Annotated in this window: 19 protein-coding genes and 4 tRNA genes; 18 read left to right on the forward strand and 5 right to left on the reverse strand. The window is 57.8% G+C overall.

What is annotated here, in order from left to right; translation table 11 throughout:
- From purF to ACIQVE_RS24620, 10 genes are all read left to right on the forward strand, one after another.
- Positions 1-1,497, forward strand: a 1,497-nt coding sequence (gene purF / locus ACIQVE_RS24575) for an amidophosphoribosyltransferase (RefSeq protein ID WP_402813360.1), incomplete at its 5' end; no start/stop codon positions are given.
- A gap of 80 nt (positions 1,498-1,577) precedes the next feature.
- The gene (locus tag ACIQVE_RS24580; RefSeq protein WP_402813362.1) at positions 1,578-2,789 is read left to right on the forward strand and encodes an O-succinylhomoserine sulfhydrylase; all 1,212 of its coding nucleotides are present in this window, start codon (positions 1,578-1,580) and stop codon (positions 2,787-2,789) included.
- Positions 2,786-3,562: an SDR family oxidoreductase gene (locus tag ACIQVE_RS24585; RefSeq protein ID WP_402813364.1), complete on the forward strand. Its 777-nt coding sequence runs from the start codon at positions 2,786-2,788 to the stop codon at positions 3,560-3,562. Before ACIQVE_RS24580 ends, ACIQVE_RS24585 begins: the two co-directional genes overlap by 4 nt.
- A gap of 168 nt (positions 3,563-3,730) precedes the next feature.
- A tRNA-Val gene (locus ACIQVE_RS24590) sits at positions 3,731-3,806 on the forward strand.
- Between the two features lie 55 nt (positions 3,807-3,861).
- A tRNA-Asp gene (locus ACIQVE_RS24595) sits at positions 3,862-3,938 on the forward strand.
- Positions 3,939-4,032: 94 nt separating this feature from the next.
- A tRNA-Asp gene (locus ACIQVE_RS24600) sits at positions 4,033-4,109 on the forward strand.
- 501 nt (positions 4,110-4,610) lie between these two features.
- Positions 4,611-7,442 (forward strand): xanthine dehydrogenase family protein molybdopterin-binding subunit, encoded by a 2,832-nt coding sequence (locus tag ACIQVE_RS24605; RefSeq protein WP_402813367.1) that lies wholly within the window; start codon positions 4,611-4,613, stop codon positions 7,440-7,442.
- The gene (locus tag ACIQVE_RS24610) at positions 7,435-7,974 is read left to right on the forward strand and encodes a (2Fe-2S)-binding protein (protein WP_042558620.1); all 540 of its coding nucleotides are present in this window, start codon (positions 7,435-7,437) and stop codon (positions 7,972-7,974) included. The genes ACIQVE_RS24605 and ACIQVE_RS24610 overlap by 8 nt, the downstream gene beginning before the upstream one ends.
- Before the next feature lie 2 nt (positions 7,975-7,976).
- On the forward strand, positions 7,977-9,212 hold the full coding sequence (locus ACIQVE_RS24615) for a c-type cytochrome (RefSeq protein ID WP_402813371.1): 1,236 nt from the start codon (positions 7,977-7,979) through the stop codon (positions 9,210-9,212).
- A 1-nt stretch (position 9,213) separates the two neighbouring features.
- Entirely contained in the window at positions 9,214-10,185 is a 972-nt protein-coding gene (locus ACIQVE_RS24620) for an XdhC family protein (RefSeq protein WP_402813374.1), read from the forward strand.
- Between the two features lie 204 nt (positions 10,186-10,389).
- Here the strand turns inward: ACIQVE_RS24620 and ACIQVE_RS24625 are convergent, their stop codons facing one another.
- On the reverse strand, positions 10,390-11,673 hold the full coding sequence (locus tag ACIQVE_RS24625) for an NAD(P)/FAD-dependent oxidoreductase (RefSeq protein WP_402813377.1): 1,284 nt from the start codon (positions 11,671-11,673) through the stop codon (positions 10,390-10,392).
- Positions 11,674-11,856: 183 nt separating this feature from the next.
- Here ACIQVE_RS24625 and ACIQVE_RS24630 point away from each other — a divergent pair.
- Positions 11,857-11,933 (forward strand) — tRNA-Val (locus ACIQVE_RS24630).
- A gap of 525 nt (positions 11,934-12,458) precedes the next feature.
- Positions 12,459-12,914 (forward strand): DUF2214 family protein, encoded by a 456-nt coding sequence (locus ACIQVE_RS24635; protein WP_402813380.1) that lies wholly within the window; start codon positions 12,459-12,461, stop codon positions 12,912-12,914.
- 222 nt (positions 12,915-13,136) lie between these two features.
- On the opposite strand, the gene csrA is transcribed toward ACIQVE_RS24635, so the two are convergent.
- Positions 13,137-13,331, reverse strand: coding sequence for a carbon storage regulator CsrA (gene csrA / locus ACIQVE_RS24640; protein ID WP_003179932.1), 195 nt, complete (start codon positions 13,329-13,331; stop codon positions 13,137-13,139).
- 250 nt (positions 13,332-13,581) lie between these two features.
- Between csrA and ACIQVE_RS24645 the strand changes: the two genes are divergently transcribed.
- On the forward strand, positions 13,582-13,950 hold the full coding sequence (locus ACIQVE_RS24645; protein ID WP_402813384.1) for an SPOR domain-containing protein: 369 nt from the start codon (positions 13,582-13,584) through the stop codon (positions 13,948-13,950).
- 86 nt (positions 13,951-14,036) lie between these two features.
- A complete protein-coding gene (locus ACIQVE_RS24650; protein ID WP_402813387.1) occupies positions 14,037-14,948 on the forward strand; it encodes a siderophore-interacting protein in 912 nt (303 codons plus the stop codon).
- A 50-nt stretch (positions 14,949-14,998) separates the two neighbouring features.
- Here ACIQVE_RS24650 and ACIQVE_RS24655 read toward each other — a convergent pair whose 3' ends face one another.
- The 3 genes from ACIQVE_RS24655 to ACIQVE_RS24665 form a co-directional block, all read right to left on the reverse strand.
- On the reverse strand, positions 14,999-15,688 hold the full coding sequence (locus tag ACIQVE_RS24655; RefSeq protein ID WP_402813390.1) for an endonuclease: 690 nt from the start codon (positions 15,686-15,688) through the stop codon (positions 14,999-15,001).
- A gap of 4 nt (positions 15,689-15,692) precedes the next feature.
- Positions 15,693-15,962: a DUF1654 domain-containing protein gene (locus ACIQVE_RS24660; RefSeq protein WP_402813393.1), complete on the reverse strand. Its 270-nt coding sequence runs from the start codon at positions 15,960-15,962 to the stop codon at positions 15,693-15,695.
- A 198-nt stretch (positions 15,963-16,160) separates the two neighbouring features.
- Complete coding sequence (locus tag ACIQVE_RS24665) at positions 16,161-17,249, reverse strand: asparaginase (protein ID WP_047300467.1); 1,089 nt, start codon at positions 17,247-17,249, stop codon at positions 16,161-16,163.
- A gap of 348 nt (positions 17,250-17,597) precedes the next feature.
- Here ACIQVE_RS24665 and ACIQVE_RS24670 point away from each other — a divergent pair, with 348 nt between their 5' ends.
- The 4 genes from ACIQVE_RS24670 (at position 17,598) to ACIQVE_RS24685 (ending at position 21,785) form a co-directional block, all read left to right on the forward strand.
- Entirely contained in the window at positions 17,598-18,044 is a 447-nt protein-coding gene (locus ACIQVE_RS24670) for a hypothetical protein (RefSeq protein ID WP_402813433.1), read from the forward strand.
- Positions 18,045-18,245: 201 nt separating this feature from the next.
- A complete protein-coding gene (locus ACIQVE_RS24675; RefSeq protein WP_402813396.1) occupies positions 18,246-19,202 on the forward strand; it encodes a sugar ABC transporter substrate-binding protein in 957 nt (318 codons plus the stop codon).
- Between the two features lie 55 nt (positions 19,203-19,257).
- The gene (locus tag ACIQVE_RS24680) at positions 19,258-20,811 is read left to right on the forward strand and encodes a sugar ABC transporter ATP-binding protein (protein ID WP_402813399.1); all 1,554 of its coding nucleotides are present in this window, start codon (positions 19,258-19,260) and stop codon (positions 20,809-20,811) included.
- On the forward strand, positions 20,808-21,785 hold the full coding sequence (locus tag ACIQVE_RS24685; protein ID WP_402813402.1) for an ABC transporter permease: 978 nt from the start codon (positions 20,808-20,810) through the stop codon (positions 21,783-21,785). Before ACIQVE_RS24680 ends, ACIQVE_RS24685 begins: the two co-directional genes overlap by 4 nt.
- The last annotated feature ends 2 nt before the right edge of the window (positions 21,786-21,787 follow it).

Consider the following 21,787-nt stretch of genomic DNA (forward strand, 5'->3'; position numbering starts at 1 on the left):
AAAGAAACTAACAACACAAAGAACAACAACAATAATCACAATAATTACCAACAAAACGATCTACCGCACAAACGACAGGACGCTGCCGGTATCGTGACCAGCCATGATGGCCGGTTGTTCTTGCGCAAGGACAATGGCCTGGTGCGTGACGTGTTCCAACAGCGTCACATGCAACGCCTGGTCGGCCACATGGGTATCGGCCACGTCCGTTATCCGACCGCGGGAAGCTCGACTTCGGCCGAAGCCCAGCCGTTTTACGTCAACTCGCCTTACGGCATTACTCTGGCGCATAACGGCAACCTGACCAACGTTGAGCAGTTGGCCAAAGAGATCTACGAATCCGATCTGCGTCACGTCAACACCAGTTCCGATTCGGAAGTGCTGCTGAACGTGTTCGCCCACGAACTGGCTCAGCGCGGCAAGCTGCAACCGACCGAAGAAGACGTGTTTGCTGCCGTAACCGACGTGCACAACCGTTGTGTCGGCGGTTACGCGGTAGTGGCGATGGTGACCGGTTACGGCATCGTCGGTTTCCGTGACCCGCACGGCATCCGCCCGATCGTGTTCGGCCAGCGTCACACCGACGAAGGCGTCGAGTACATGATTGCCTCGGAAAGTGTTTCCCTGGACGTACTCGGTTTCACCCTGATTCGCGACCTGGCGCCGGGCGAAGCGGTCTACATTACTGAAGAGGGCAAGCTGCACACCCGTCAGTGCGCGACCAACCCGTCCCTGACGCCATGCATCTTCGAACACGTCTATCTGGCGCGTCCGGACTCGATCATCGACGGCGTTTCGGTCTACAAGGCTCGCCTGCGTATGGGTGAGAAGCTGGCCGAGAAGATCCTGCGCGAGCGTCCTGAGCACGACATCGACGTGGTCATCCCGATTCCGGACACCAGCCGCACGGCTGCGCTGGAACTGGCCAACCACCTGGGCGTGAAATTTCGCGAAGGTTTCGTCAAGAACCGTTACATCGGCCGTACCTTCATCATGCCGGGCCAGGCCGCGCGCAAGAAATCGGTTCGCCAGAAGCTCAACGCCATCGAGCTGGAGTTCCGCGGCAAGAACGTGATGCTGGTCGACGACTCGATCGTTCGTGGCACCACCTGCAAGCAGATCATCCAGATGGCCCGTGAAGCCGGCGCGAAAAACGTCTACTTCTGCTCGGCGGCACCGGCCGTTCGCTACCCGAACGTCTACGGCATCGACATGCCAAGCGCTCACGAGCTGATCGCCCACAACCGTTCGACTCAGGACGTGGCTGATCTGATCGGCGCTGACTGGCTGATCTATCAGGACTTGCCTGACTTGATCGAAGCGGTCGGCGGCGGCAAGATCAAGATCGAGAACTTCGATTGCGCAGTGTTTGACGGCAAGTACGTCACCGGCGACGTCGACGAGGCTTACCTGGACAAGATCGAGCAGGCTCGCAATGATCTTTCGAAGGTCAAGACTCAAGTGGTCAGTGAGATCATCGGTCTGTACAACAACTGAGTTTCTACCGGCCCTGAGGGGCCGGTTTTGTATCTGGCAAAAGACTTTTATTTATTCAGAACACGGCAAGGAGTGACAGCATGAGTCAGGAATGGGATGCCGGTCGGCTGGACAGCGACCTCGATGGCGTAGCGTTCGATACCTTGGCCGTTCGTGCCGGTCAGCACCGTACGCCGGAAGGCGAACACGGTGATCCGATGTTCTTTACCTCAAGCTACGTGTTCCGTACCGCCGCCGATGCGGCCGCGCGATTTGCCGGGGAAGTGCCGGGCAACGTTTACTCGCGTTACACCAACCCGACCGTGCGCGCGTTCGAAGAGCGCATTGCGGCGCTGGAAAGCGCCGAGCAAGCTGTTGCGACGGCGACCGGTATGGCTGCGATCATGGCGGTGGTGATGAGCCTGTGCAGTGCTGGCGATCATGTTTTGGTCTCGCGCAGCGTGTTTGGCTCGACCATCAGCCTGTTCGAAAAGTACTTCAAGCGTTTCGGCATCGAAGTTGACTATGTGCCGCTGGCAGAGTTGCCGGCGTGGGATGCAGCAATCAAGTCCAACACCAAGCTGCTGTTCGTCGAGTCGCCATCCAACCCGCTGGCTGAGTTGGTGGATATCACCGCGTTGGCTGAAATCGCTCACGCCAAAGGCGCAATGCTGGTGGTCGACAACTGCTTCTGCACCCCTGCGCTGCAGCAACCGCTGAAACTCGGTGCGGATATCGTTGTGCACTCAGCCACCAAGTTCATCGACGGCCAGGGTCGTTGCATGGGCGGCGTGGTTGCCGGTCGTAGCGAGCAGATGAAAGAAATCGTCGGTTTCCTGCGTACCGCTGGGCCAACCCTGAGCCCGTTCAACGCATGGATCTTCCTCAAAGGTCTGGAAACTCTGAGCTTGCGCATGAAGGCGCACTGCGCCAATGCTCAGCAACTGGCCGAATGGCTGGAGCAGCAGGACGGTATCGAGAAGGTGCATTACGCCGGTCTCAAGAGCCATCCACAGCATGAGCTTGCTCAGCGCCAGCAGAAGGGCTTCGGTGCTGTGGTGAGTTTTGAGGTCAGGGGCGGCAAAGAGGGCGCGTGGCGCTTTATCGATGCCACCCGGTTGATTTCGATCACCGCCAACCTCGGCGACAGCAAGACCACCATCACCCACCCGAGCACCACGTCCCACGGCCGTCTGGCGCCGCAGGAGCGTGAAGCGGCGGGCATTCGTGACAGCCTGATCCGTGTTGCGGTCGGCCTGGAAGATGTGGCCGACCTGCAAGCCGACCTGGCGCGCGGTCTGGCGGCGCTGTGATTGAGTTGTCCACTGCGAAAGCGGGTACCCATGGCCGCGTTGCGTTGGTCACGGGTGCCGCGCGCGGCATTGGTCTGGGCATCGCTGCGTGGCTGATCAGCGAAGGCTGGCAGGTGGTGCTGAGCGATCTGGATCGCGTACGCGGTTCGAAAGTGGCGAAGGTGCTGGGCGAGCACGCCTGGTTCATCGCCATGGACGTTGCGGATGAAGGCCAGGTGGCGCTTGGTGTGGCCGAGGTGTTGGGGCAGTTTGGTCGTCTCGATGCGCTGGTGTGCAACGCGGCGGTGGCTGATCCCCACAACATCACCCTGGAAAGCCTTGATCTGGCTTACTGGAATCGGGTGCTGGCAGTGAATCTCAGCGGGCCGATGTTGCTGGCCAAGCATTGCGCGCCGTATCTGCGGGCGCACAATGGCTCGATCGTCAATCTGGCGTCGACCCGTGCCGGACAGTCCGAGCCTGATACCGAGGCTTATGCGGCGAGCAAGGGTGGCCTGCTGGCCCTCACTCACGCATTGGCAATCAGTCTTGGGCCGGAGATTCGGGTCAACGCCGTCAGCCCGGGCTGGATTGATACGCGCGATCCGTCCGCACGCCGTGCCGAACCGTTGACCGATACCGATCACGCTCAGCACCCGGCGGGCAGGGTGGGCACGGTTGAGGACGTCGCGGCGATGGTCGCGTGGCTGTTGTCGAGGAATGCCGGGTTTGTCACCGGGCAGGAATTCGTCGTTGACGGCGGCATGACCAAGAAGATGATCTACAGCGAGTAGGCTGCGAAGCTGCGATCCCTGTGGGAGTGAGCCTGCTCGCGATAGCGGTCTTACGGTTGATGGCTTCTTCAGGAATGACTCGATTTTGTCTTTTTCAGAAAAACTTCAATCCTGCTATTGACTTAGGTTCGCTACCTGCGTAAATTTCGCGGCCTCGGAGATGCAAACGGGTGATTAGCTCAGCTGGGAGAGCGTCTGCCTTACAAGCAGAATGTCGGCGGTTCGATCCCGTCATCACCCACCACTTCCGAGTAACTTGCGAAAGCAAGAGGGTAGGCTGAAAGTGCCTGCACCGACGCGCAGCGGTAGTTCAGTCGGTTAGAATACCGGCCTGTCACGCCGGGGGTCGCGGGTTCGAGTCCCGTCCGCTGCGCCATATTTAACGAGTCAGACATTGTCTGGTTCGCGATTGAAAAGCACCGAAGCTTTCAATCACAAAGAGTTACTTGAGCGCAAGCTCAAAGCGATACGCAGCGGTAGTTCAGTCGGTTAGAATACCGGCCTGTCACGCCGGGGGTCGCGGGTTCGAGTCCCGTCCGCTGCGCCATATCTGCTTCAAGGCCCACTGAACGCCTTGAAGCACCGAAAGCAGCCATTGGTTGATTCGGAATCGATAGCAAAGACCCTGGTCGAAAGACCGGGGTTTTTTGTGTCTGAAATTTGACCTCCCTCTCTTTTTCTCCTTCCGCCAATCCTGTATCCAACATAAATCCCTGTGGGAGCGAGCTTGCTCGCGAAGGCGTCGGCACATTCAAGATTCGCGTCGGCAGGCAGGGTGCTTTCGCGAGCGAGCTCGCTCCCACAATGAGCTTCTTCAATGTCTCGATATGCGAGCTGCGGTGCCACGTCGCATTGATTTTTTGATTCTTTAGTCAGATTTATGTAACTGGTTGTTTGCTGCGAGCGCAGAAACCTTTAAAGTGAACCCTTCGGTCAGCTTTGCACTGTCAACACAGCTCTTTGCTTCGCCAGAAAGAGCTTCTGCAAGACTCGAGATTCCCAGTAGATAACCAGAAGGGCGGACATATAACCGCCCAGAGGATGATCCATGTCCAACCGTGAAATATCCCGGCGCTCATTCCTTCAGGGCGGGCTGGTAGCGGGGGTGAGCGTCACGCTCACGCCGCTCAGCAGTCAGGCGCTGGCTGCTTTGATGGAAAACAGCGTCACCGTGCCGTCCGAGAAGTGGCTCGGCAACAACGGTAAGGCGCGTCAGCGTAACGATGCACTGTCCAAGGTTTGCGGCAGCAAAGTGTTCGCCCGCGACATCCGTTCCAAGGACATGCCGGGCTGGCCTGAGCAGCAAGGTCACGCCATGCTGCTGAAAACCATCAAGGCTGATCGCATCTATGCCGGCTATGACCTGTCGTGGCTAGGCGCCGATTTGCAGCCTGACCGCATCGTGACCGCTGCTGACCTGGACAAGGACGGTATCGTCTTCCCGGAGGAACACGCTCCGGATCCTCTGCTGCCGGAAGGCAAAGTGCCGATGTTCATCGGGCACCCGGTGGCGATCCTGATCTGGAACGATTTCGAGCGTTTCCGTCAGGCCAAGAACCAGCTCAAATTCAATGACAAAGCGATTCGTTACGGTGCTCAAGTGCCGTTCTACGAGCGCGACCCCTACGGCAGCTTCCGCTATGTGCGCGTGGGTGGCCCGACCTCAGCCGATGAAGACGAATTCGCCAGCCTCAAGGATTCGATCCTGTTCCCGATGCTGAAAAACCGTCGCCCGGTGTGGAATGCATCGCCGAATCTGCACGGCAACCTGACCGAGCGCGGGCTGTTCTACGCCGATCGCATGAAGAAAGAGATCGACACGCCGCCGGACAACTGGCTGGTGTTCGACGAGCGCTACAAGACTCCGTCGATCGAGCCGGCCGCCATGGAGCCGGACAACGGCAACGGCTGGTACGACCCGAAGACCAAAACCCTGCACTTCGTTGTCGCGACCCAGTGCCCGCTGGAAACGGCGACCGATACCGCGAAAATGATCGCGCCGTCGCGCTTCGGCCTGGCCAACTTGAACATGCACCCGGGTTACACCGTGGGGTACGGTTCCAAAGACCACAACATCTTCGTCTACTACGCAGCCCTCGCTGCGCTGTACGGCGCCGGTGTGCCTGTGCGTCTGGCCAACGACCGCTACGAGCAGTTCCAGAGCGGCATCAAGCGTCACCCGTTCGACATTCGTTACCAACTGGCGGTGGACAAGAACGATTACAGCTTCAAGATTTTCCGCTCCGAAATGAGCGTCGACGGCGGTGGCCGGATCAACTACAGCCCGTCGGTTGCGGCGGTTGGCGCTACGGCAGCGCAGTCGATCTACTACATGCCGCAGAACGATCTGCAAGTCACCGCCTATCACTCGCGTGGTGTTGAAGCGGGTTCGATGCGCGGCTACGGCACCCTGCAAAGCATGGCGGCGACCGAAATGATGGTCGACGAAATCGCCAATCGCCTGGGGGTCGACGCGATCGATCTGCGTCGCAAGAACGCTCTGCGTTCCGGCATGAAAAACACCCAGGGTGCGATCCCGGCCGGTGCATTGCGCCTGCACGAGATCCTCGACAAGGCCGCAGTGCACGAAGTCTGGAAAAACCGCGACGCGATCAAAAAGCAGCGCGAAGCGGCAGACCCGGATAACTGGTATGGCGTTGGTTTTGCTATTTGCCAGAAAGACTTCGGTACCGGCTCCGAAGCGCCGATGGCCAGCATCGAATTCACTGCCGACGGTCGCATTACCCTGCGCCACATCGGCATCGAAATCGGCACCGGCATGTCCACTTCGCAAGCGTTGGTCGTCGCCGATTTCCTCGGCAGCCCGGCGCACGAAGTGAAAACTGGCGAAACCGAATGGAAGGAAATGCAGCTGATCACCAGCGGCAACCCTTACATCATGAGCCAGGCCGAGCAGGACAACCTGCTGCGCAACCCGCGCTGGGTGGGCAAATTGGCCTCGGCGTCGTCCGCGACCAACTCCGCTTACTATTTCAGCCACGCCACCCGTGAAGCGGCGCGTGTGTTGTTCAATCACGGTCTGTGGCCGGCGGCGCTGGAGATCTGGCGCCAGGGCCCTTATGGCGGCCAGGCAAACCCTTACGTGGTGCGACGCGAAGACGCGCACTGGGTCGATGGCAAACTGACCGCCAACGGCATGCAGCCGCTGAGCTTCGAAGAGCTGGCCAAGCATGCTCACGAGCGTGGCTTGGTCACTGCGGCCACAGTCCACGGTTTCAACCGCTGGAGCTGGGCTGAGGCCGAATACAGCATCGACGGCGTCAAAGAGCGTCTGCCGCTCGACGGTCTGGCGGTGAAGTACGGCGACGGCGCACCGAAAGCCAAGCAAGCGTTGATGAGCACTGCCGGTTTCCACCTGCTGGATCGCCAGAACATCAACTACCCGGTGACTCAACTGAACAACGCTGCCGTGACTTACTACAGCCCGGTCGCCACGCTGGTCGAGCTGAAGGTCAACAAAGGCTCGGCGGAAGTCGAAGTGCTCAATCACCATTCGTGGGTCGAGTGCGGGCGTGTGCTGGTCGAAGAACTGGTCAAGGGCCAGCTCGAAGGCGGTATCGCCATGGGTATCGGCCACGCATTGATGGAAGAAATGCCGCTGTACGAAGGCGGGCCGGGGGAGGGTGACTGGAACTTCAACCGTTACCGTCTGCCGATGGCGCGTCACGTTGCGGTGTGGAAACAGACGGCGGAAATTCTGCCGCCGCTGTCGCCAAGCGATCCGTCCAAAGGCATCGCCGAAGTGGTGATGATCCCCGTGGTCGGTGCCATCGGTAACGCCGTGGCGCATGCCATCGGTAAACGTGTTCGCGATCTGCCAATCACTGCTGCGCGCATCAAGGAGGCCCTCAATGGCTAACCGTCCGCTTCAACTGACCCTCAACGGTCAATCCGTCGGCCCGGTGGACATCCCTGATGACCTGCCGATGATTGACTACCTGCACGAATACAAGAATCTCACCGGCTCGCGCCTGGGTTGTGGTCAGGGTATCTGCCACGCCTGCGTCGTGATCGTCGACAACCCGGACGGTACCAGCGAAGAAGTTCGCACCTGCATCACCGGTGCGCATTACTTCGAAGGCAAAAAAGTCCGCACCATCGAAAGCCACGCCAAGCGTGACGAGGATGGTCAGGTCACCGAGCTGAACCCGATCCAGCAACGTTTCGTCGACGAGTTCGCCTTCCAGTGCAGCTACTGCGCACCGGGCTTCGTCAACGCTGCGACCGTGCTGGTGGAAAAGCTGCAACGCCAGCCGATCGTCAAAAGCCAACTGGAACAAGTCATCGAGGACAGCCTCGGCCATCACATCTGTCGTTGCACCGGGTACGTGCGTTATTACAACGCTACCCGCAACGTGCTGACCGATCTCGGCCTGGTCAAGGAGGGTTAAGCATGAAGCTTTTATTGACCCGTCTGACCCTGGCGGTCGGGCTGGCTGCGCCGCTGTTGTTGGCGCACGCTGATGATCAGGTCAAGCGCGGCGAGTATCTCGCCCGCGCTGCCGACTGCGTGGCCTGCCACACAGCGCCGGGTGGTGCACCGTATGCTGGCGGCCTGCCGATTTTCTCGCCGTTTGGCACGATCTACGGCACCAACATCACGCCAAGCAAAGAGCACGGCATCGGTTTGTACAGCGATGAAGAGTTCTTCGCGGCACTCACCGAAGGCAAGCGCCGCGACGGTGCGAATCTGTATCCGGCGATGCCGTACACCTCGTATCACCTGGTGCCGCGGGAAGATTCCGACGCGATTCATGCGTATCTGAAAACCATCGAGCCGATCGAGCGTGCTGCGCCGGTCACCAGCCTGAGCTTTCCGTTCAACGTCCGTTTGGGCCTGATGGGCTGGAACATGATGTATGGCAAGTCCGTGAAGCTCGAGCCTGCTGAAGGCAAAAGCGAAGCCTGGAAACGCGGCCAATACATGGTCGACGTTCTCGGCCACTGCGGCGAATGCCATACGCCACGCGGCCTGCCGGGCGCGATGCAAATGGACAAGCGCATGACCGGCGGCATCCTCAACGGTTACCTGGCACCAAGCCTGCTGGCCACCGACCTGGCTGCTCGCGGCTGGAATCATCAGGATCTGAGCACGTTCCTCAAGCACGGCATGAGTGCGCAGGGCACGATGTTCAACGAGATGTTCCCGGTGTTCCACAACAGCACTCAGGGCCTGACCGATACTGATCTGGCGGCGATGGCAACGTTCCTGCTCGGCGATCAGCCGCCGGCAGCCAAAGCGCTGGTCGAAGTGCCGGTGGACAAACTCAGTGCGAGCGCCCAGCGCGGCCGTCAGGACTATTTGAACGTTTGCGCCGGATGTCACGCGGTCGGTGGCGAAGGCAAACCGCATATCGCGGTGGCCATGCGCGGCAACACCACGCTGCGTCTGGAAGATCCACGCAACCTGCTGCGCGTGATCGAAGACGGTATCGGCGAACAGAAGTTCTCCGGGTTCGAGCGCATGCAGCCGATGCCGGGTTTTGCCGACAAGCTCAGTCCTGAGCAGTTGACCGATCTGCTGAACTATCTGCGTCAAGGCTGGGGCGGTCAATCCGCTGAGTTGGCAGTGAGCGACGTGCAGAAGCTGCAAGCCGACGCCCCGACCATCGAGCACAAGGCGCACTGACATGCAGCATCTCGATCTACAAGTGGTGCGACGTGCGCTGGAGTGGTCGGTGGCGGGGCAGCGCATCTGGCTTTGCACCGTGCTGACCACCTACGGCTCGGCACCGCGTGCACCGGGTTCACTGTTGGTGGTGAATGACGGTGGACAGTGGATCGGGTCGCTGTCCGGTGGTTGCGTCGAGGAAGATTTTCTCGAACGTGTCGCCGAAGGTGCGTTTCTCGATGCGGTCAATGTCGTGCGTTACGGCGAAGGTGATGATCCGCGCTCGCGGGTCAGCCTGCCCTGTGGTGGCATTCTCGACGTGCTGGTAGAGAAATTTGACGCCGACTGCGAAGTGCAGGCGCATCTGCGCGAATTGGAGTCGGCGCTGCTCGGTCAGCGTCGTTTGATTCGCGAGGTCGATCTGGCCAGCGGTGCGCGCAGTCTGTTCGCTGATCGCGAGCAGGGTGCGCGCATCGAGCGGGAGATTGATCGGGTGCGGATCCGCATCGGTGCGGCGCAACGTCTGTTGCTCGCCGGATATTCCAGTGTCGCGCAGGCGTGCGCCGAGTTTGCAGTCGGCCTCGGTTTCGAAGTGATCCTCTGTGATCCGCGCGATGAAGTGCTCGAAGGCGTGGTGCTCAATGGTGTGGAGATTCGTCGGCAACTGCCGTCGGTGTTCATTGCCGATGGAGGCTGCCATCGCGATACGGCGGTGGTGGCGCTGACCCACGATCCGCGCATTGACGACTTGGCGATGATGGAAGCGGTGCGTACCGAAGCGTTCTACATTGGCGTGATGGGCTCGCTGCAGACTTCGCAGAAACGCTTCGAGCGTTTGCGTCGGATTGGCGGTTTGGGGGAGGGCGAGTTGGCGCGGATTCATGCACCGATCGGTCTAAACCTTGGCAGCAAGACACCGGCGGAAATTGCGTTGGCGGTGCTGGCGGATATCTTGCGCATCCGCAGTGGGATTGCTCGGAATCAGCTCTGACACTGATTGGTAAATCTTTATGTAGTGAGGGGATTTATCTGTGGTCAGTGGAGGTATCTGTGGTCAGAGGGGTTGTCTGTGGCGAGGGGATTTATCCCCGATGGGGCGCGAAGCGGCCCTGCTTTTAAAAAAGCGGGGACTGCTGCGCACTCCATCGGGGATAAATCCCCTCGCCACAAGTGCTTCTGTAATCAGAAAACCTGATCAGAACCCATACTTATCCCGCAACCCGTAATACCAAGCCCCCAGCGCCGCAAATGGCGTGCGCAGCAGTTGCCCGCCCGGGAACGGATAGTGCGGCAGATCAGCAAACGCATCAAAACGCTCAGCCTGACCACGCAATGCCTCGGCCAATACTTTGCCGGCCAGATGCGTGTACGTCACCCCGTGGCCGCTGCAACCTTGCGAGTAATAGATGTTGTCGCCCAGGCGCCCAACCTGCGGTAAACGCGACAGGGTCAGCAGGAAATTTCCGGTCCAGGCGTAATCAATCTTCACATCTTTGAGTTGCGGAAAAGCCTTGAGCATTTTCGGGCGGATGATCGCTTCGATGTTCGCCGGATCCCGTGCGCCATACACCACGCCGCCGCCGAAGATCAGGCGCTTGTCGCCCGTCAGGCGGTAGTAGTCGAGCAAATAGTTGCAGTCTTCGACACAGTAATCCTGTGGTAGCAGGGTTTTCGCCAGTTCATCGCCCAACGGCTCAGTGGTGATCACCTGAGTGCCGCACGGCATCGATTTGGCCGCCAGTTCCGGCACCAGATTACCGAGGTAGGCGTTACCGGCGACGATGATGAACTTGGCCCTGACCTTGCCTTGCGGCGTATGAACAACTGGATTGGCGCCGCGTTCGATACGCATGGCGGGCGACTGCTCATAGATTGTGCCGCCAAGCGATTCGACCGCCGCTGCTTCGCCAAGCGCCAGATTTAGCGGATGAATGTGACCGCCGCTCATGTCGAGCATGCCGCCGATGTACTGATCGCAAGCTACGACTTCGCGAATGCGACGTTGATCAAGCAGTTCGAGCTGCGTATGGCCGAAGCGCTCCCACAGACGCTTTTGTGATTCCAGGTGGCCCATCTGCTTGGCCGACAGCGCCGCGAACACACCGCCGTCCTTCAGATCGCACTGGATGTTGTACTTGGCGACGCGCTCGCGAATGATCCGGCTGCCTTCGAAGGCCATGTGCCCTAGCAGTTGCGCTTGTTTCGGGCCGACAGTGCGTTCGATCACATCGATGTCGCGGCTATAGCTGTTAACGATCTGGCCGCCGTTGCGCCCCGATGCGCCGAAACCGACTTTGGCCGCTTCCAGCACGGTCACGCGAAAGCCGCTCTCCAGCAGAAACAGGGCAGAGGACAACCCGGTATACCCGGCACCAATCACACAGACATCCGTCTCCACATCATCCTGCAAGGCTGGACGTGCCGGTACGGCATTGGCCGACGCAGCGTAATAAGACTCTGGGTAAAGGGTGTTCGCCATCCTGCAGCCTCTGTTTAATATATTTTACGAGTGCGCCGATCCTACCCGAGTTGAAAAACCTCCGCCAGCCGCTGAAAAATCTACGTCGTCGGGCAGAAATTAAATATTTTGCATATTCATAGGGTTAGGTGAAAAAAAGGTGTTGACACCCCTCCGTAATTCCGTAGAATGCCGCCTCACAGCAGGCACGTAGCTCAGTTGGTTAGAGCACCACCTTGACATGGTGGGGGTCGTTGGTTCGAGTCCAATCGCGCCTACCAAACAAAATCCGCTCTGCTGGGCGGTCTAGAAGGGCTCACCGAAAGGTGGGCCCTTTTTTGTTGTCTGCGATTTGCAAAACCCCCGCCACAGAACTCCAGTTCGACGCTCCCCTCGGCGTACGGCCGCACTCCGAAGAATTGCCACCACTACTCATGATGATGACGCGGCTTGCAAGTCGAGCACTTAAGTCCTTCATTCAAATCTATCAAACGTTCAGTCCATAAAAATAGTGTGGATATTGAATGAGTTACGCGTTTATTTAACCGACCGGTTATCGAAAAAATATTGTCGCTGAAGCGATTAATCAGTAATATCCGCTCCGCGTTCACCACCACGGTTTATGCATTTTTAATCCCAAGCTTCCATCAGCTGCTTGGGATTTTTTTTGCCTGCGATTTGGCTTTTGCGGCACTTCTCTATCGGGGTCCTCTGCTTCATCACTGGCGATGTGGCCCGAGCAAATCTCCACTTTTTGAACTACTACTGACTGGCCGATTTTCAACTCTTCATAAAGGAGTGTGTCGATGCTGGGTCATTGGTTTCTAGCGGCTATTCATCTGCTGGCTTTTGCCTTGGGCTTTTGGGCGGTGCTGACGCGTGGAGCGGCGTTCAGCCGTTTGGCGGCCGGCGCGGGGGAGGTCAGGCGCGTGTTGCTCGCCGATAATCTGTGGGGCATCTCTGCGTTGATTCTGTTGATAACGGGCGGGATGCGTGCCTTTGGCGGGTACGAGAAGGGCACTGACTATTATCTTCATCAGCCACTGTTCCATCTGAAGATGACACTGTTCGTGCTCATTCTGCTGATAGAGCTCGCGCCGATGATCACGTTGGTCAAATGGCGCATCGCCTCAGCGCGCGGTGCGGCACTCGATGCCGGGCGTGCAAAGTTGTACTCGCGAATCAGTCATGTCGAAGCGTTGTTGATGGTGCTGATGGTGGTTGCTGCCACTGGCATGGCGCGTGGCGTGACATTCGCTTAGGAAGGCGAATTCCCTGCGCTCTATCGGAATCGTCCGACAGCCAGCCTTTGGAATGGCGGGTAATATCGAGCGGCAACAGGGGATAGGGAGAATGAATCGGAAGGGGATTAGTGTGTCAGGCGCCGTGCCCAACAGAGTGGGGAGCGGATGGCAATACGGCGCGTGTAACTCTAGCCAGTCATTGTGCTGGGCAAACGAACTGGCTACTGACTGCGATGCGGCTCAGGGTGTTTGTGGCTTGTCCGGAGCGGTCAGGCCAGCCTGAATGCGCTGGTAAATCTCTTCACGATGCACCGCAACGTTTTTCGGAGCATTGATGCCAATTCGTACTTGCTGGCCGCTAACGCCCAGGATGGTGATGGTGATGTCATCGCCAATATTTATGCTTTCACCGACTTTGCGGGTGAGTATCAGCATGGTCTTCTCCTTGATTGCTTTGTAGGGCACCTGATTCAGACAGTGCAGAGGTCGGTGGTAGGTATAGATTAGTGCGAACTTTCACGGTTTGGGTGCCTCTTTCTGACGCGCAGATGCAGCATTAATTCCCAGGGCGTAACTATACAGAGGCTGCAATCATCAATCTCGTTGTTTCGTGCCCATTTTACGGGGCTCGCGAAGTATTTATGAATGGTAAGATCGCCGCTTTGAGATTTCCGAGGAAAGCGTTGTGCGCAAATTGGTCTGGATGGTCGCGGCACTGGCATTGGCAGGATGTGGTGAAGGCAAGAGTGTAGACGCGCAAAAGCCGAAAACGGCGGTCTCGACGGCTCCTGCGGTGGCCTCTGCTCCACAGTGGGATCTCGAGGTGCGCGGCGAAACGCCTCAGGCTGTCAGTGATCTGAGCGGCTGGCTGATCGAGCATGCGTTTGTTCCGACGGTGATCAAGGACAGCAGCGGCAAAGTGCGAATTTTGATTGGACCTTTCAACTCCAAGGCTGAGGCCGAAGCTCGGCAGGTGCAGGTCGATGCGGCATTGGCAAAGGCCAAAAAACGGAATATTGAATCGGTGGTGATCGAGCATCCGATCCAGCCGTAAACATGGCTTTCAGCGGAGCAGCCTAAAGGGTGTCGGATGCGATTCGTCTTATACGAGTCAATCACGATTTATTGAAGGAGCTCCGCATGGCGTCCGCCAATCCCTACAAGCTCTTCAGTGCTGTGCTGCAACGTAAAACCCTGTTGAGCCCGCATATGATGCGGATCACCTTCGTCGATCCTGAAATTGCCAACATGGCCACTTGGGCGCCGGATCAGCGGGTCAAACTATTTTTCCCTGCTGCCGATGGTTCTCCTGCAAATCTTGCGCAGGAAGAAGGTTGGTACGCGCGTTTTCGTTCGATGTTGGCGAGCCGCCGCCCGGCGATGCGTACTTATACGATTCGTCATTTGCGTGCCGAACAAGGTGAAGTCGACATCGATTTCGTCTTGCACGGCGAAACAGGTCCGGCATCGCGTTGGGCGCTGCGGGCGCAGCCGGGCGAGTCGATGCAGATCCTTGCGCCTGACAACCGTTTCTCTGCGAAGGAAGCTGGAGGGTTTGAATGGCGGCCGCCGCTGGCTCTCAAGCAGTTGCTGCTGGTTGCCGACGCGACGGCATTGCCGGCAGCCATGGGCATTCTTGATGAGTTGGCCACCCTTGCCGAACCACCCCAGACGCAGGCGTTCTTCGAGGTCGACAGTGCACAAGACATGCTTTCAGTACCTGACTGGCCGGGGCTTGCAGTGCAATGGCTGATCCGTGAACAGGCAGATGCGAGCGTCGCCGGGACGTTGATGGTTGAGGCGGTGCGGCAGGCGACTTTGCCAATTCATGCTTCGTCCGCGAACCAGGCCATCGAACTCGCTGAGGTCGATATCGATAAAGATATTCTTTGGGAAATCGCCAATACGGCCGAAGAAGGATTTTACGGCTGGATCGCCGGAGAAAGTGCGGCTGTCATGAGCTTGCGAAAGTACCTGATCAAGGACTGCGGGATCCCTCGTGAGTCGCTCAATCTGATGGGGTATTGGCGCTACAACAAGTCTGGTGGCTAGCCACAAAAAAGGCCGCGAACATAACGTTCGAGGCCTTTTTTATACTGCGATCAGCCGCAGGTTTTCATGTTTACCGGGCCGACAAATTCGTTGCCACGTCCCATCACGCACGCCACGCTCTGATTGCGCTGGCGTTCCCAGTCTTGCACCGGGTAGGTCTTGTCCCAAGCCTCATACAACTGCCGATCCTGTTTCGACAGACGCAAGCCGTACTGCTTGCTCATGTAGAAATAGGTGCGGGCAATCATGCCGCGAATCGAAGGGCGGGGCATGACCTTCTTGGCTTTGAAGTCGACCTGGGTCAGGCACGAGCCGTACTGGCCGGATTGCACTGGCAGCCAGCCGTAGCTGAAGTTGCTGCGATCACCGTTGACCTCACCAATACTCGGTACCAGGTTATGCAGGTCGGCTTCGGCCTTCTGATAGCTTGGGTCGTAGCGTGTGCAGTTCTTGCGTCCGCCTTCCTGCCAGCATTGACGCTGATGGCCGAACTGCCAGGCGGGCACGATGTGCTCCCATTCGATACGCGAAGCGCGTTTGGCATTTTTACGCGGTACGTAACCGCAAGCTTTCAGGTCAATTCTGTTGCCGGTGTATTTGCAGCCGCAATAGAACTCGGTGGACTGCGGCGCATACAGCTTCCAGGCGACCTTCTTGGCTTCAGAAAATGTGCGAGGTGCGCCCGCGTGGGCGCCCATGGCGATGAACAGCAAGAGCAAAGCAAAACAGCGGACAATCATTGAATCAATCTTCCTTCGGCACAACCCAAAAAATCTGCACGCCGCCATCGTCGCGATAGGCGAGAGTAACGTTGTCGTTTTCGTCGATTTCCTCGAGCAAGCGCCCCCAGTCATCCATCGGTTCGTCCGGCAGACGGAAAATCAATGCGGCTTTGGCTTTTTGTGCGGTGGGGGAATTGATGATTTTCTGAACGCGCATACCCATGCGTTCATAAGCGTCAGGAGCATCAGGGGAGGTGGCCACGAGGTTATCCTTATTAAGCTGTACGTGCATACAGTATTTAACTGTAAGCGTTTTCGCAACTGCTTAAATTTCAAGAAAATCCTCTGACAGCGCTTTTCCGAATTTGGTGTAAGTCGTGTCGAGTTTTTTGTGGGAAAAATGCATGAAGGTTGTAGGCGACGCACCACCCGCCAATCAGGCGAGTGGTGAGAAGATTGCCTGATCGAGAGTTGATCGGGCGAAGGTCAATCAGTATTCCCAGAACATCCGCTGCAGCTCTTTGCTGTCGTTGGTTTTAGTCAGTGCGACCATCGCCAGGATGCGGGCTTTTTGTGGGTTCAGGTCATGAGCGACGACCCAGTCGTACTTGTCGTCCGGTTGTTCGGCATTGCGCAGAACGAAGCCGCCAGCGTTGACGTGTGACGAGCGGATGATTTGCACGCCATCTTTACGCAGGGCTTGCAATGAAGGCACTACGCGCGAGGACACCGAACCGTTACCAGTGCCTGCATGGATGATGGCTTTGGCGCCGGATTGGGCGAGTGCCTTGTAGGCGGTATCGCTCACGTTGCCGTAGGAATAGGCGATTTCTACGTCAGGCAGGCTCTTGATGTTTTTAATGTCGAACTCAGAGTCCATGGTGTGACGCTTGGCTGGCAAGCGGAACCAGTAAGACTTGCCTTCAACTACCATGCCCATTGGGCCCCAGGCACTTTTAAAGGCTTCAGTCTTGATGTTGATCGTTTTGCTCACATCACGACCGGACTGGATTTCATCGTTCATGGTCACCAGAACGCCTTTGCCGCGAGCTTCTTTGCTGCTGGCCACTGCTACGGCGTTGTACAGGTTGAGCATGCCATCAGCGGACATTGCGGTACCTGGACGCATGGAGCCGACGACGATAATCGGCTTGTCGGTCTTCTCTACCAGGTTGAGGAAGTAAGCGGTTTCTTCCAGGGTGTCGGTGCCGTGGGTGATGACGATGCCGTCGACATCTTTGCTGTCAGCCAGCTCGGCCACGCGACGACCCAATTGCAGCAAGTTGTCGTTAGTGATGCTTTCCGAGGCGATCTGCATGACTTGTTCGCCACGCACATTGGCCAGTTTGCTCAATTCAGGAATGCCGGCAATCAGTTGCTCGACGCCTACTTTGGCCGCTTGATAAGTGGCGCTGTTGGCTGCGCTGGCGCCGGCCCCGGCAATAGTGCCGCCGGTGGCGAGGACCACGACGTTGGCAAGTTTGGTCTGGGTTTCGACTTCTTTTGCCTGAAGGGCAGTCGGCAGGAGCAGGAGGAGGGCCAAAGCGCCCGGAACGAAGGTGTTGAAAGCAGATTTCATTATTTTTCTCTCTAGTAGTGAGACGGTGCTGATGCAGGTTCATCTAGATGCGCCCCGAGCCGATCTGGATGCCGGGGTGCGGTATAGGGAGCAGGATCTGTACCAGCCATACTTTGCGTTAGAGAAATGTTTAACTTGATGATTTACATCAGTATTTTGTCATTATAAAAATAACCGCGTGAGTCGGGTATCCGGGTTTCCGAACAATGTGAGCTTTCATGTTCGGCTCTCCGAAAAGGACTACTGTTTCTGTCGAACGAATCGGGTTGCAGGTTCTGGAATTGCTGCTAAAGAAACCTGCGTGCTGGCCGATGGGTGTTCAAGGAAACTAAAATTTCAGGAGTTCTCATGTCACTGACGATCGGTTTTTCAAATCCCACTGCTGTCACCATCGGCGGCAAAACCGCAGCGACGATCAACGCATTGAGTGAGGCGGAAGCGCAGGCTTCCGCTGAGGCGCTGGGCACTGAGAAAGAGGAGAGCAATCAGGTCCGAACCGGTGGTCCCGCGCAAGAAGACAGCAAAGCTGAAGGCGGCGATAACCTGAGCATCACAGTCAAAATGCTGCTGAAGCGGATGCAGGAATTGCAGCAGCAACTCCAGGAGCAGCAACAGCAACTGGCAGCAGCACAAGCGCAGAGCTATCCGACTCCCGAGGTCAAATCGCAGGCCGTCATGTCCATTCAGGGGCAGATTGCTCAAACCAGCGGCGCGTTGATGGAAGTCGCGGGTGCACTGGTCAAGGAAATGTCCAAGAACGCCGGTAGTGGTGCTTTGGTCAACACCACGGCCTAAGCCCCGAAGGGGCGTGTCGAATGATTCGTCCTACAATAAATGGCGATTTCTGATTGTTGACAAATCGCGGCGAGGTTCGCATAGTTCGGTCTACGCAAACGTTTGCGCGGCTTTCCCGGAGTACAGCTCCATCGGTGGAAGCGCTGTAGCCTACGCCAGCGCAAGCGTTGCTCACAATAATCATAAGATCGGAGTGAACCCATGAAGCTGCCATTCGCTGGACGTCTTCTTGCTGTCGCTATGCTGGCTGCCACAGCCGCTGCATTACCCGTCTCTTCGGCGTTCGCCGAATCCCCGGAAAAACCCAAAGTCGCACTGGTCATGAAATCCCTCGCCAACGAATTCTTCCTGACCATGGAAGATGGCGCCAAGGCCTACCAGAAAGAACACTCCGCCGATTTCGACCTGATCTCCAACGGCATCAAGGACGAAACCGATACTGCAGGCCAGACGCGCATCGTCGAGCAAATGATTCTGGCGAAGGTCAATGCCCTGGTCATCGCGCCTTCTGACTCCAAGGCCATGGTGCCGGTGATCAAGAAAGCCGTTGATGCCGGTATTACCGTGATCAACATCGACAACCAGCTCGATCCGCAAATCGTCAAAAGCAAGAACATCAGCGTTCCATTCGTAGGCCCGGACAACCGCAAGGGTGCGCGTCTGGTTGGCGAGTACCTGGCCAAACAGCTTAAGGCCGGTGACGAAGTCGGCATCATTGAAGGCGTGTCCACCACGACCAACGCTCAGCAGCGTACCGCTGGCTTCAAGGATGCGATGGAGGCTGCGCAGATCAAGGTGGTTTCCCTGCAGTCCGGTGACTGGGAGATCGATAAAGGCAACAAGGTTGCCGCCTCGATTCTCAGTGAATACCCGGATGTCAAAGCGTTGCTGGCTGGTAACGACAGTATGGCCGTCGGTGCCGTTTCCGCCGTGCGTGCTGCGGGCAAGGCAGGCAAAGTGCAGGTTGTCGGCTACGACAACATCAATGCTATCAAGCCAATGTTGAAGGACGGTCGCGTACTGGCGACTGCCGATCAATATGCCGCGAAACAAGCTGTGTTCGGTATCGAGACCGCGCTGAAAATCATCAAGGGCGAGAAGGTCGACAGCGGTATCAATGGCGTGATTGAAACACCGGTCGAACTGGTCACCAAGTAAGTCCTCTGGCGATACAACGGCGCTCGTCCGCCCGGGCGAGCGCATGGAGATTTTTATGTCAGTTTCCGCTCCGAACGCTGTCCTCTCGGTCAGCGGTATCGGTAAGACCTATGCGCAACCGGTGCTCACGGGCATTGATTTGACGCTGATGCGCGGTGAAGTACTGGCGCTGACCGGCGAGAATGGCGCCGGTAAAAGCACCCTGTCGAAGATCATTGGTGGTCTGGTTACCCCGACCACTGGCCAGATGCAATTCCAGGGCAAGGACTACCGCCCGGGCAGCCGTACTCAGGCTGAAGATCTCGGCGTGCGCATGGTCATGCAAGAACTCAATCTGTTGCCGACATTGTCGGTGGCGGAGAACCTGTTTCTCGACAATCTGCCAAGCAACGGTGGCTGGATCAGCCGCAAGCAATTGCGTAAGGCAGCCATCGAAGCCATGGCGCAGGTAGGGCTCGACGCGATCGATCCGGACACGCTGGTCGGCGAATTGGGCATCGGGCATCAGCAGATGGTCGAAATTGCCCGTAACCTGATCGGCGATTGCCATGTGCTGATTCTCGACGAACCGACCGCGATGCTCACGGCGCGTGAGGTCGAAATGCTCTTCGAGCAGATCACTCGCTTACAGGCGCGCGGCGTCTCGATCATCTATATATCCCACCGTCTTGAAGAGTTGGCCCGAGTGGCGCAACGCATTGCCGTGCTGCGTGACGGCAATCTGGTTTGCGTCGAGCCGATGGCCAATTACAACAGCGAGCAACTGGTCACGCTGATGGTCGGTCGCGAACTGGGCGAGCACATCGATATGGGGCCGCGCAACATCGGCGCCCCGGCGTTGACGGTCACAGGCCTGACCCGTTCCGACAAGGTGCGCGACGTCTCGTTCGAAGTGCGTGCCGGGGAGATCTACGGGATTTCCGGTCTGATCGGAGCAGGGCGCACCGAACTGCTGCGGCTGATTTTTGGTGCCGATGTCGCGGACAGCGGCACGATTGCGCTGGGCTCGCCAGCGCAAGTGGTGAGCATACGTTCGCCGGTCGATGCGGTGCGCAATGGCATTGCGCTGATCACCGAGGATCGCAAAGGCGAAGGCTTGCTGCTGAGCCAATCGATCAGCGCCAACATTGCCTTGGGCAACATGCCGGAAATTTCCAGTGGTGGTTTCGTCAACAACGGCGACGAAATCTCCCTGGCGCAACGGCAGATCGACGCGATGCGCATCCGCAGCTCAAGCCCCACGCAACTGGTGTCGGAACTGTCCGGTGGTAACCAGCAAAAGGTCGTGATCGGTCGATGGCTGGAGCGTGATTGCTCGGTGCTGCTGTTCGATGAACCGACCCGTGGCATCGACGTCGGTGCCAAGTTCGACATCTATGCCTTGCTCGGTGAACTGACTCGCCAGGGCAAAGCGCTGGTGGTGGTGTCCAGTGACCTGCGTGAATTGATGCTGATCTGCGACCGGATCGGTGTGTTGTCGGCGGGGCGTCTGATCGACACCTTCGAGCGCGACAGCTGGACCCAGGATGATTTGCTTGCCGCCGCGTTTGCCGGCTACCAAAAACGTGATGCGTTGCTCAACGAAGCGGCGCCTAGGGATCTCCCATGAAAACTGCATCTCCTGCCAGCAAACGTAGTGGCAACTTCTATGGACTGGGCACCTATCTGGGGCTAGCCGGTGCACTGCTGGCAATGATTGCGCTGTTCTCGGTCTTGAGTAGCCACTTTCTGTCCTATAACACCTTCAGTACGCTGGCCAACCAGATTCCCGATCTGATGGTGCTGGCCGTCGGTATGACCTTTGTGTTGATCATTGGCGGCATCGATCTCTCGGTGGGCTCGGTGCTTGCACTCGCGGCATCGACCGTCAGCGTGGCCATGCTCGGTTGGGGGTGGAACGTATTGCCGGCGGCGTTGCTCGGTATGGCGGTCGCGGCACTGGCCGGCACCGTCACCGGTTCGATTACCGTGGCCTGGCGGATTCCCTCGTTCATCGTTTCTCTCGGTGTGCTGGAAATGGCCCGGGGTCTGGCTTACCAGATGACCGGCTCGCGCACGGCTTACATCGGTGATTCGTTTGCCTGGCTGTCGAACCCGATCGCTTTCGGTATTTCACCATCGTTCATCATTGCCTTGCTGGTGATTTTTATTGCGCAGGCGGTTTTGACGCGCACCGTGTTCGGTCGTTACCTGATCGGTATCGGTACCAATGAAGAAGCGGTGCGGCTGGCGGGGATCAATCCAAAACCCTACAAGATTCTGGTTTTCAGTCTGATGGGGCTGCTGGCCGGTATCGCCGCGCTGTTCCAGATTTCTCGTCTGGAAGCGGCGGACCCGAATGCCGGCTCCGGCCTGGAGCTGCAAGTCATTGCCGCTGTGGTGATCGGCGGCACCAGCCTGATGGGCGGGCGCGGATCGGTCATCAGTACTTTCTTCGGTGTGCTGATCATTTCCGTACTGGCGGCCGGTCTGGCGCAGATCGGTGCAAGCGAACCGACCAAGCGCATCATCACCGGTGCGGTGATTGTCATCGCGGTCGTGCTCGATACCTATCGCAGCCAACGCGCCAGTCGGCGGGCTTGAAA

Origin of the sequence: Pseudomonas sp. NPDC098747, assembly GCF_044760045.1 — a bacterium.
GTDB lineage: Bacteria > Pseudomonadota > Gammaproteobacteria > Pseudomonadales > Pseudomonadaceae > Aquipseudomonas.